Consider the following 10814-nt stretch of genomic DNA (forward strand, 5'->3'; position numbering starts at 1 on the left):
TCAGTGAATGCCGATGAATTTATTTACATTCTCACCGTAGTTGAATTTTTATACTTTATATTCCGCGATTTATCGCACGAATTGAATAGATATCATCTGCAATTTAAGAATGAATACGTCTTTGAGTTTTGTGATGCAACAAAAATATTTCACTCTAACCGAAAACGATGGAAAGCGTCATGAGCGAAGAGCCCGAACAGCAGGAACAAAGCTCCGCCAAAGGCACCAGCCGAGGCGACCATGCCTATACGGCCCTCAAGGAGAAGTTGATTCGTGGCGCATTCCGTCCTGGCGAAAAACTGACGGTGAGGAAGATTGCTCAGGATTTTGGCCTTTCGAGCACGCCAGCGCGCGACGCACTTAATCGCCTCGTCACGGAGCGCGCCCTCATCTATGCCGGCCCGAAGACTGTCGTCGTCCCAAGCCTGACGCTATCGCAACTGCGCGAGGTTACCGACATGCGGCTTGCCCTGGAGGGGCTTGCAGCTGAGAAGGCGACCGAAAAATTCCCGGTCGGAGCGCTAGACAGGCTGGAAAACATCCAAGGCCGCATCAATGCGGCACTCGATCAAAAAGACTATCCAGAGGCACTTTGGGCCAATAAGGAGTTTCATTTCCTCCTCTACGGCTATTCCAACATGCCAATTTTGGTTGCCACGATCGAGCAGTTGTGGCTGAGGATCGGCGCAACCTTAAACGACCTTTATCCAGGCTTCGCAATCACCCGATCGGGCGCAAATAACCATCGCGCGGCAATGGAGGGCCTCCAAAACCATGAACCGGCCGAGGTGCGGGCCGCCATCGAGACCGACATTCGCGATGGATACCGTCAGTTGCGGCGAGTCATTTCTGAGCGCCTATCGGAAAAATAACCGTCGGCCTCGATTTTTTGTTGCATCAAATACTGAAATCTGGCTAGCTTCCGATATCGCCGGCTTGTCGCTGGCCGGGAGGAGCCCATGCGAGCACGAACACCCACATCCCCAACCTTACCGACGCAGATCTCGGAAAAACTTTACCAGCGGGCGCGCCTCGTCATTCCCGATGGCGTCAATCGCTCAACCGTCGAGCGTCATCCCCATCCCGACTATGCCGGCTGGGGTCATGGCGCTTATCTTCATGACGTTGATGGCAACCGATATCTCGATCTCAACAATAACTTCACGACGCTGATCCACGGGCATACGTTCGAGCCGGTGATTGAGGCCGTCAGTCGCGCGCTCAGGGACGGCACCTGCTTTTCCAACCCAACCTTATCTGAGATCCATCTCGCGGAGCTCTTGTGCGAGAGAATTCCGGCGGTTGAACAGGTCCGCTTTGTCAATACCGGTACTGAGGCGGTGATGTTTGCGATCAAGGCGGCCCGTGCAGCGACGGGCCGCCCCGCGGTCGCCAAGATCGAAGGCGCCTATCATGGCGCATATGACTGGGCGGAGGCGGGCCAAACCGGGACACCGGAGACCTGGGGGCCACCCGAAGAGCCTTTGAGCGTTGCTTATTATTCTGGCCAGCCGGGCTCGGTCACCGACGAGGTGATCTTGCTTCGTTTTAACGATGCCGAAGGCGCCCGCCGGCGCATCGCCGCCCATCATCAACGGCTAGCCTGCATTTTGATCGACCCGATGCCAAGCCGGGCCGGACTTTTGCCGCCCGATAATGCATTTTTGACGGCGGTGGTTGAAACGGCAAGGCAATATGGCGTTCTCATCATCGCTGACGAGGTACTCAATCTTCGGCAAGGTTATAATGGCGCCTCCGCCCGGTTTGGGCTGAATCCCGACTTGATCACCATGGGCAAGATCATCGGTGGCGGATTTCCGATCGGCGCAATCGGTGGAAGCAAGGCCGCCATGGCCGTTTTCGACGGGCGGGGCGGCCCGCCGCTCCTGCCACAGGCCGGCACGTTCTCCGCCAATCCCATTTCCATGGTGGCCGGGTTTACCAGCATGATTGCCATGACCCGTCAGCAATTTGAAAAGCTCGATCGACTGGGCAACCATCTTCGCGCAAGTCTTCGACAATTGATTGCAAAATATGAGGCGCCCTTCAGCGTGACCGGCGCGGCATCGTTGTTTCGCTTGCATCCTAAAGCAGATGCGCCGCGGGAATATCGAGACGCCTATCTCTCAGGCCAAGAAGCTCAAACCATGCGTTGGCTCGGGCGGCATTTCAAGCAGCACGGGATTGTTCTGCCCTATGCCGCCGCCGCCTGCCTTTCCACTGCCATGGATGAAAGCGACATCAAGCTGATCATCGACACTTTTGAAAAAGCTCTCATTTCCGAGGAGATAGGTGCATGAATTCCGCTTCGATTTTCACCGTCGCCGAACGTGTCGCGGGTGCCCTGAAGCGGCATGGCATTGAGGTTATCTTTGCCCAGAGCCTTCCTTCAGCGGTCATTCTGGCTGCTGAAGCAATCGGCATCCGCCAGATCGCCTACCGCCAGGAAAACATGGGCGGTGCCATGGCCGATGGTTACGCACGCCGCAAGGGGCAGGTCGCGGTCGTTGCGGCACAAAACGGTCCCGCCGCAACTTTGCTCGTGCCACCCTTGGCGGAGGCCCTAAAAGCCAGTGTCCCGATCCTTGCTTTGGTCCAAGATGTCGAGCGCGATCAGGCTGATCGCAATGCGTTTCAAGAATTGGATCATCTCGACCTTTTTCGCGCATGCGCCAAATGGGTGCGGCGGATCATCAGCGCCGATCGGATTGACGACTATATCGATATGGCCTTTTCTGCCGCAGCGTCCGGCCGGCCTGGCCCGGCCGTGCTGCTTTTGCCTGCCGACCTTTTGCGAGAGCCAGCCCCGCCAGCACGCTTCAGCCGCAGATTAAACCTTGGATCCTTTCCATTAGACATCATCCGCCCCAACGGCGAGCTTATAAACGAGGCAGCAAAGCGCATTGCCGCGGCCCGTTCCCCGATCGCGATCATCGGCGGCGGTATCCATAACGGTCAAGGCGTCGCGGCATTGGCTGGACTGCAAGAATTGGCGTCCCTGCCTGTGTTCACGACCAATATGGGCAAGGGAGCGGTTGACGAACACCATCCTCTTTCGGCAGGGCCGATCACCTTGACCGGTCCGAGATCTTTGGGAAAACACAGCCGCGACCTGATCGATGATGCCGATCTCATCTTGTTGGTAGGCACTCGGACAAACCAGAACGGAACCGATAGTTGGCGGCTCATTCCTCAAAAAGCAGAGGTTATTCATGTCGACATCGACCCACAGGAGATTGGACGCACCTATGAAGCTATGCGGCTGGTCGGCGACGCAGGCGAGACGCTGTGGGCGCTCTGCGCTGCTCTGGAAAATCTGGATCTGAACATCCGCCACGCCAACCGCCAGCATGTGGAGACTTTGATTGCCGCAGCCTGGGCAAGTTTCGAAGACGATCGCCGGTCTGTCGTCGATCCAATTGCTTCACCGCTCCGCCCCGAACTCGTCATGGTCGAATTACAAAGGCGCTTGACCGCCGACACCACCGTCGTGGCGGACGCTAGCTATTCCTCGATGTGGATCGTTGGGCAATTGCGAAGTCTCAAAGCCGGCATGCGTTTCATCAGCCCGAGAGGACTGGCAGGGCTCGGTTGGGGGCTTCCGCTCGCCATTGGCGCCAAGGCAGCTGTCCCAGAGCATCCGGTTGTGGTTGTCGTTGGCGACGGCGGCTTTGCACATAGCTGGGCGGAATTGGAGACATTGGTCCGCTGCGCTCTACCGGTGATCATCCTTGTGTTGAATAACGGGATTTTGGGGTTTCAAAAACACGCCGAGACGGTCAAATTTGGACGCTTCACCAGTGCTTGCTACCTAAATCCCGTTGATCACGTCAAAATCGCCGAAGCCTGCGGCTGCGCCGGCATCCGCGTCGGCGAGCACTCGGCGCTCATTGAAGCGCTTGACAGAGCCTTTCGCCGCGACGGGCCGATGCTGATCGAGGTGATGATCGACCCGAACGCCTTCCCGGCTCTGTCTCTGTTTGGCAATTTGGAGGGTGCCGCATGATCCAATCCGACCATTTGCGTGCCGCGATCGTCACGGGTGGGACAACCGGCATTGGTCTCGCCTGCGCCCATAAGCTTTTGTCAACTGGACATCGCGTTGCCGTCTTCAGCCAAAATAACGAAAAGGTCGACAAGGCTTATAGCGAGCTCGCCCGGGCCTTTGGTGACCATCGGGTTCATGCGGCGACTGTCGACATTCGAAATCATGAGGCCGTGAATTTATTCTTCAAGGAGGTGACCTCGCTTTGGGAGCCACCTCAGGTCCTCGTCTGTAATGCCGGCTGGTCGCCAAAGCCAAATGGCAAACGGACCGAATTTAGTCGTATCACGCCCAACGAATGGAATGACACCCTTTCGGTTAATCTGACCGGTGCGATGGTATGCTGTCAGCTTGCAGCTCCGGCGATGTCAGCTGCCGGCTTTGGCCGAATTATCTTCATCGGCTCGATCGCGGCCCGCACAATGCCACGCATTGCCGGGACGAGTTATGTGGTTTCGAAATCGGCGCTTGCAGGACTTTCACGGGCACTGGTCGGTGAATATGGCGGGACGGGAATTACCGTGAACACCGTGGCGCCCGGGCGCATCCTCACGGATATGACTGGCCCAGCCGACAGCATCGAGAACCGTGCAGCGCGCGATCGCATTCCCATCGGGCGACTTGGCCGTCCAGATGATGTGGCCGCCGTCGTCGGCTTCCTTGCTTCAGACGCTGCAAGCTTCGTTAATGGCGCAGTGATCGACGTTAACGGCGGAGAATTTATCCCTATCTAGATCGGCGGGTGAGCTTCTCTTCAGTTTCATCGCCGGTTACTCGCCGCCACGGGCAAAGTACCCATGGGTCAGCCAAAAATCCACAAGCCTATCCCGACGATGGCCGCCCACATAGCCAGTGATACGAGAAACGCCAGCAAATAATTTCGGAATCGTTTCGTCATAAGGCGACATTGCGCCTTGCCGAAGCTTGGTTCACGCGCCGTTAAACAATATGGCTAAGCAAAGATAAACGGAGCGGCGTTTTTGTGTGCCAAGGGTGGAATTTGTCCGGAAACGGTCCATCATGCTGTGTGGATGGAGCGCTCACAGCACCCCCATTGGGCTGACGACGGCAAAGAAGGCGTCAATGACGCAAACGAGGGCACCCGAGGAGCGGTAGCATCTGCGACCAGCATGCTTTCCTTGGCCAAACCGAGAACACAGCTTGAATGCAAAGCAGCGTCAGACCAGATCCTCAAGCGGCATTCGAACATGCTGGGCACGCGAATGCAGCGACTTTACGAGATCCGGAAGTTCGGCTGTCATCTCCTGGCACCTCAACTTGAGCATCCGGATCGCTTGCTTACGCCCACCACTTGCCAAGACGGCCGCAAGCTGGGTGAAATCCAACAGTCTATCGCCCGGCCGCGGTATCGACCTGAGCGCGAAAAGTTGGAGGGGTCGGGTGCGATCGTTAAACTGCCGTATGGCTTGTGCCAGTCGCGGGTTGCCAGCCAAAAGAGCGACTTCCTCATAAAAAGCCTCGATATAAAGGGCACAACCATCGGCCAAGCCTGCTTCCTCTAATCGATCATCCGGCTGGGGAATAGGCGGCAAATGTTCGGGATTGAAGCGCTTGACGCTCTTTTCTATCGCGAAGCGCAGCAGAAGAAAGGTCAATTCATAGTCTGCACGCAGATCATCGAGATCAAGCGGTTTGACGTAATAACCGCGACCTGGGACAAAACCGATCGCCTCTTCATGAACCAGTCGAATAAGCGCTTCGCGGATCGGTGTTGGACTTAGCTTCATCCGATCGGCCAATGAGCGAATGTTGAAGAACGCACCAGGGAAAGACCTGTAGCTCGTCACGGCTGATTTTAGCCGGATATAGGCTTCCGTCGTTTTGTCAGGCGATGTGAGGTCTCGGTAAACTGCTTTCATCAATTGCTGCTGCCATTTGATTTCTGGCGCCGGCCCGCCATTACACGTCTTGGTAGATTAGCACGATCACGCGGCACACCTCGGTATTTCCAGGTCATATTGCGAATATATCGCCTCGCGCGGCACCGAAGAGGCCAATTGAGCGGTATTGCGCTTCGGCGAACTCACCGACGGTTGCGAATGGAAATGTCGCCTATCGGTCCTGCTCGTCATGGCCGACACCGCGGTTTCGGCTTGCAAACATTGAAGCGGGGATCTCTTGTTCCCGATGTGCCAAGGCACCTCGTTCCTCATTTTTGTCCACCCGGCCCGCTTCAAAAAGACGAGCGGCCTTGGTCGAGACGGGTTCGACAGTCAGTGCTTCCCGCACGGATTTCGCAGACACATTGGTTTTCACCCCATCGGCATCCACTTGCCGCTCCGATTTGTCGGTTTGCGCAGCACGGATGATCTTGCCTTGGATGCTTCGCTGGGCACCCTGGCGCAAAATCTCGTTCTCCTGGATATCCGCCCTCGCGTTTGCAACCGCCCCCCGAAACCGCCGCATTGCTTCCAATGCGATATTCGCGGCATCGGAGACCGCCCCGGAAACGGATCTTTCAGCTTGGCGCTTTTTGGTTATGGGACCTGCAACAGGTTTCGTCGGCGGCGGCTCGCGAATATCCTGGGCGGCTGGAAGGAGGCGATCTTGAAGGCGCCCGGCCTGATGCCGGTTTCTCACTTCATCTGTGGCGTGCAAACCGTGATGGGCAAGATTTTCAGGGTCAACCCGCGGGCTTTGCGTTTGACCCCTGCCGTCGAGGCCTTGTCCGTTGAGCTTCGGCGATCTATGCAAAGATCGCCGATCGACCTCTTCGAAGCGTGCCAGCATGGAGCGGGCAAATTGGCGTACCTTTTCGGTATTGCCTTCATTCGACAAGGCCTGCCAATTTCGTCGCGCGACAGCACCATAGGCCTGGCTCGGCTCGCTTTGAGAGAGATAGGGATGATCAAGGCGCTTGGCATTATAACGGCGCTGCCCACCGCTGCTCGCTCCCACATGCTCCGTGCGCCCATCATAACTGACGGGCCGTACGTGTTTGATTGAATAGCCGGGGGCCGTCGCCGTTTCCCGGCGATCCGTCATAACGAGATTGATATTGTTGGCACGCGCATGTTCGGCAAGCCTCAAGCGCCAGCGCTTGAGATCGGAAACCCAAACCGCCAACCGATCGCCATAATCCGACACGGTGGCGACAACAGCGTGGGCGTGGATATGTGGCCTTTTTCCGCCGTCGAGACGCGGACGCGGATCGTCAGCAGGATCGTGAATGGCGAAGATATAGCGATGTCCCTTAAATTCCTGGGCCAGAAATGCCCGAACCATATTATGAAACCGAGCCGCTTCGGTGCCTTCGCGGGCCGTGATAACCACATGCATCGTATCACGGGGTCTGCGGCTCACGAGCGCCCCGCGCCATCGCCGCAGCATCTCGTTCATTTCCGCCTTGTCGGTAATTTTGTCTCCGCGTTCGTCGCAAATCAGGCCAGGATGCGCGTCAACGAGACTTCGAAGCTGCAGCGTTCCATAACGCATGCCGTGTCCATCGCCGGTGAACTTGAAGCTGATAGCTTCGGCCTCTTGCGCAAATGTTTGCTGCAAGCTTTGGCCTATCGCTTTGGTCGCAGCATCGTCTGTCGCAAATCTGCCCTCAGAGGCGGAGCGGAGAACGACCATGCCTTCAAGCCGAATAACGGGGGAGGTTTTGGACGCCACAAAAACAAACGGCCTGTCCGCAAACGCCGATCGGAGAAGCTGCAGGCTATCGTCCTTGGACCAATCGCATGAATTGCGCCCGGAAAGCTCAATCTCGAAAAGGCCAATATCCCGGCTTGCCTTACGATCGCTCAAGACAGGCTGCCAGTCCCGAAGGACGGTCGCCGCCACGCTCTTGCCAATCAGCGTTGCACCATATTCATTTTCGGCCCTGATCTCGCCAGCGCGGGAGACGTAGGAAACAAGCTTCCGGACGCCGGCGCTGCCTCCGAAGCCAAGAACCTTTACCACGACGGGCTGTCCTCCCATCGCCAGGCTTGCGAACCGTTGACGCATCTCCCGCTCACCGGAAGAATAAGCCTCCTCCAACTTCAAGGAGCGACCTGCACTTTTTGAGCCAATCGATGCGCCCGAGGCAAGATCGAGGCTCGCGCGCCGCCGCCAGTCTTCATCGAGCCGCGAACGCCTCGTCTCGTCGGCGGCAAGATCCAGCAGAACGCTTGCTCGCCGAGCAAGCCAATCATCTGTGAGGTGACGATAAACCGTTTGCATTGATCGCTCTCCGATGCGAGGTCGGCCGCTTGGCGTGGCTTGACAATTCCACGCATAAAGCTGCGATAACCCGCTGTATTTCCAGTATTTCTTTCTTAAAAGGCGCATCGACGAAGCGGTCATCCCGGTTGAGCTGCAGCAAAACCGCCGTCAGATTGAAGCCCTCCGTTTTTAGCTCATCGCGCAGATGCAGAAGCAGCAACCGGTCATCATCGGTATAAAAGGATCGTATCCCGGTCGCCTCAAGCGCCGCCAAACGGACATAATCCGACACGGTTAAATTTGCCTGCCGTGCCGCCTCGACAATCACGGCGAACTCCTCTGCTGTCACACGGGTGGAGATGCATTTTGGCCTTTGCCGGCTCATATTGGCGCCGTCCTCAACTGTCGCCAGATGCACGTCGGCCGCGTTCACGACGCCACAGCATCCTCAAGTTCAATTGGACAGGTTAATCATATCGTATCTCGATCTGATCGACCAGAGGAACTGTTACGTTTTTAGTAATAAAAATCTCAGCAACGATGAAGCTTTCTCCAAAAACGATCTGTCATGTTATTTGTAATAAATTGATATTATTGAGGAATTTATCCATATCAACCCACTTGGCGATCGATGTCAACGGCCGGATATTATTATTAATTTAGTCATTCATTTGTGCGACGATGACGCCTCTGTAGGTAAGGGGGTGCCGGATGCGGCGCGATCTCAAACGCGGTTTTTCGCCTTCAGACGGGTCCAACCGAAATTAAAAAATCGCCGTCCTTCGTCGTGTGACTGGCTTGTCTGCCGATGGCATGTCGTGCGTTCCAGTTGCTGACAAATGGCGCATTTTGGGCGATATCACAGCCAAAGGAGAGACAGGCGACAGTCTTGCTTTCCACGTCTTTTGGCATCTTTGACTGCGCCACTAGCACCGCTGTTAAGTTTCCTTTAGGTGCCTACTCTCATTGTCTCATTTTACCCTTTTTCAAAGGCCGACGGCGAGCATGCGCAAACTCATCGACTGGTTTTCTGGACGCCGTGCCACGAGCACGAGTGGTTCGAGGCGCCGCAGAATCGATCTTGGGACCAGCGCTCCGAGCTATCCGATCTATATTGTTGGCGATGTCCATGGCTGCTTGAAAGAACTGAAAAATGCCGAGGCAAAAATCGCCGCCGACATCAATTCTTCAGGAAGAGCTGGCCTCGTCGTGCTGCTCGGCGACTATGTTGATCGTGGTCCCAGTTCCAGCCAGGTTCTCGACCATTTGATCAGGCCGAGTGACCTTGGCCTCAAAAGACTGCCGCTTTGCGGCAATCACGATGACGTTTTCCTGAAGTTTCTGACCGAGCCGGATCTTTACACCGAGTGGCTGGGCCTTGGAGGCGAGCAGACGCTGATTTCCTATGGCATCGATTTCCATCATCTTGGTGCTCGGCAGAAAAGCCGGATGGCACGGCTTCGAGAACTCTTAGGCGAGGCGGTTCCGGAGAACCACAGGCAGTTCCTGTCCGAATTGCCTATCTGCCTAAAGATTGGCAATCTCTTCTTCGTCCATGCAGGAATAAAACCCGGAATTCCACTTGACGAGCAGGATGACGAGGATCTGCTATGGATCAGGGAACCGTTTCTGGCCGAAGGGCCTAAGCTTCCTCTTCTCGTCGTCCATGGCCACACGCCGCAGCCAAACCCCGATCCTGGCCCAAGCCGGATCGGCATCGATACGGGTGCCTATTACACGGGCAACCTGACCGTGCTTAAAATCGACGGCGGTCGAACGACGGTGTTATGATGGACGCCTTAGCTTAAAGCGGTACCAGCCTAAAACGAGCGGCTTGATCAGCGAGCCGAACAGGCCGAGCGCGGTGATCGAAAAACCGAAATAAAGCCGCGGCGCACCCCGATCGATCGCCTTGACGATACGCTCAGCGACGGCCGGCGCAGCCCACGCAGGGGCCTTACCCATCAAGACCTGCGCTTCGGCGGGACGTTTCTCCAGTTCCTGCTCGAACTGCGGCGTGAACGTATCGGCAGGAAAGCAGATCAAAATCTTTAGCCCTGCCCTCGCCGCCTCCTGCGAAAGCGCCTCGGCGAACCCGGTGAGCGCCGATTTGGATGCGCAATAGGCCGTATAACCATAAAGGCCGATCAGTGCCGCCCCCGAGGAGACGATCATGATCCGGCCTTGCCCCCTCGCCTTCATGCCGCCATAGACGGCACGAACGGCGTTGACCACGCCAAGGAGGTTCGTTTGGACCTGAGCGGCAAACACGTCGCCTGACAGCGTTTCGAAAGCGCCGGGCTCGACCGTGCCGGCGCATGCAACAAGGATATCGCAGGGCCCGAGCTTCGCTTCGGCTTCACCGATCGCGGAAGCGACGTCGGCGTCGATCCCCGCATCAGCCACTGCAATGTGGATATCGGCTCCAGTCCGGTTGTGGGAAAGAAGCTGCTGCCGTGCGTCTTTGAGCTTGCCTGGATCGCGCGCAATCAGCGTCAGGCGGTCGCCGCGCGCCGCGTAGAGCCTTGCGACCTCAAGACCGATACCGCTCGACCCGCCGGTGACGATGACATGCATGATCCGTCCCCATCCGGTCGTG

The 10814-nt window shown here is 56.7% G+C and carries 9 protein-coding genes; 5 read left to right on the top strand and 4 right to left on the bottom strand.

From position 1 onward, the window contains the following. Positions 1-179: 179 nt before the first annotated feature. The 4 genes from DMO26_RS20660 to DMO26_RS20675 all read left to right on the top strand — a co-directional run bounded on the left by DMO26_RS20660 (position 180) and on the right by DMO26_RS20675 (position 4779). Positions 180-872, top strand: coding sequence for a GntR family transcriptional regulator (locus DMO26_RS20660; protein WP_117194254.1), 693 nt, complete (start codon positions 180-182; stop codon positions 870-872). Positions 873-959: 87 nt separating this feature from the next. Continuing rightward, on the top strand, positions 960-2300 hold the full coding sequence (locus tag DMO26_RS20665) for an aspartate aminotransferase family protein (protein WP_117194050.1): 1341 nt from the start codon (positions 960-962) through the stop codon (positions 2298-2300). Next, the gene (locus DMO26_RS20670; protein ID WP_117194051.1) at positions 2297-4006 is read left to right on the top strand and encodes an acetolactate synthase catalytic subunit; all 1710 of its coding nucleotides are present in this window, start codon (positions 2297-2299) and stop codon (positions 4004-4006) included. The genes DMO26_RS20665 and DMO26_RS20670 overlap by 4 nt, the downstream gene beginning before the upstream one ends. Next, positions 4003-4779, top strand: coding sequence for an SDR family NAD(P)-dependent oxidoreductase (locus DMO26_RS20675; RefSeq protein ID WP_117194052.1), 777 nt, complete (start codon positions 4003-4005; stop codon positions 4777-4779). Before DMO26_RS20670 ends, DMO26_RS20675 begins: the two co-directional genes overlap by 4 nt. A 444-nt stretch (positions 4780-5223) precedes the next feature. On the opposite strand, the gene DMO26_RS20680 is transcribed toward DMO26_RS20675, so the two are convergent. The 3 genes from DMO26_RS20680 to DMO26_RS20690 all read right to left on the bottom strand — a co-directional run bounded on the left by DMO26_RS20680 (position 5224) and on the right by DMO26_RS20690 (position 8648). Then, entirely contained in the window at positions 5224-5925 is a 702-nt protein-coding gene (locus DMO26_RS20680) for a GntR family transcriptional regulator (RefSeq protein ID WP_117194053.1), read from the bottom strand. A 193-nt stretch (positions 5926-6118) separates the two neighbouring features. Then, positions 6119-8233 carry a hypothetical protein gene (locus DMO26_RS20685; RefSeq protein ID WP_117194054.1) on the bottom strand — a complete coding sequence of 705 codons (2115 nt, stop codon included), beginning with the start codon at positions 8231-8233 and terminating at the stop codon, positions 6119-6121. Continuing rightward, on the bottom strand, positions 8202-8648 hold the full coding sequence (locus DMO26_RS20690; protein ID WP_117194055.1) for a plasmid mobilization protein: 447 nt from the start codon (positions 8646-8648) through the stop codon (positions 8202-8204). Before DMO26_RS20690 ends, DMO26_RS20685 begins: the two co-directional genes overlap by 32 nt. 572 nt (positions 8649-9220) lie before the next feature. Here DMO26_RS20690 and DMO26_RS20695 point away from each other — a divergent pair. Continuing rightward, positions 9221-10006 carry a metallophosphoesterase family protein gene (locus DMO26_RS20695; protein WP_117194056.1) on the top strand — a complete coding sequence of 262 codons (786 nt, stop codon included), beginning with the start codon at positions 9221-9223 and terminating at the stop codon, positions 10004-10006. On the opposite strand, the gene DMO26_RS20700 is transcribed toward DMO26_RS20695, so the two are convergent. Continuing rightward, the gene (locus DMO26_RS20700) at positions 10001-10795 is read right to left on the bottom strand and encodes an SDR family oxidoreductase (RefSeq protein ID WP_162895014.1); all 795 of its coding nucleotides are present in this window, start codon (positions 10793-10795) and stop codon (positions 10001-10003) included. The genes DMO26_RS20695 and DMO26_RS20700 overlap by 6 nt on opposite strands. Positions 10796-10814: the final 19 nt, after the last annotated feature.

The sequence above is a fragment of the Rhizobium terrae genome, assembly GCF_003425685.1.
Taxonomy (GTDB): Bacteria; Pseudomonadota; Alphaproteobacteria; order Rhizobiales; family Rhizobiaceae; genus Neorhizobium; species Neorhizobium terrae.

What these genes read in the sequence shown, in the direction of transcription:
- DMO26_RS20665 (WP_117194050.1), top strand. Translation starts at nt 960, where the DNA reads ATGCGAGCACGAACACCCACATCCCCAACCTTACCGACGCAGATCTCG.
- DMO26_RS20670 (WP_117194051.1), top strand. Translation starts at nt 2,297, where the DNA reads ATGAATTCCGCTTCGATTTTCACCGTCGCCGAACGTGTCGCGGGTGCC.
- DMO26_RS20680 (WP_117194053.1), bottom strand. Translation starts at nt 5,925, where the DNA reads ATGAAAGCAGTTTACCGAGACCTCACATCGCCTGACAAAACGACGGAA.
- DMO26_RS20685 (WP_117194054.1), bottom strand. Translation starts at nt 8,233, where the DNA reads ATGCAAACGGTTTATCGTCACCTCACAGATGATTGGCTTGCTCGGCGA.
- DMO26_RS20660 (WP_117194254.1), top strand. Translation starts at nt 180, where the DNA reads ATGAGCGAAGAGCCCGAACAGCAGGAACAAAGCTCCGCCAAAGGCACC.
- DMO26_RS20675 (WP_117194052.1), top strand. Translation starts at nt 4,003, where the DNA reads ATGATCCAATCCGACCATTTGCGTGCCGCGATCGTCACGGGTGGGACA.
- DMO26_RS20695 (WP_117194056.1), top strand. Translation starts at nt 9,221, where the DNA reads ATGCGCAAACTCATCGACTGGTTTTCTGGACGCCGTGCCACGAGCACG.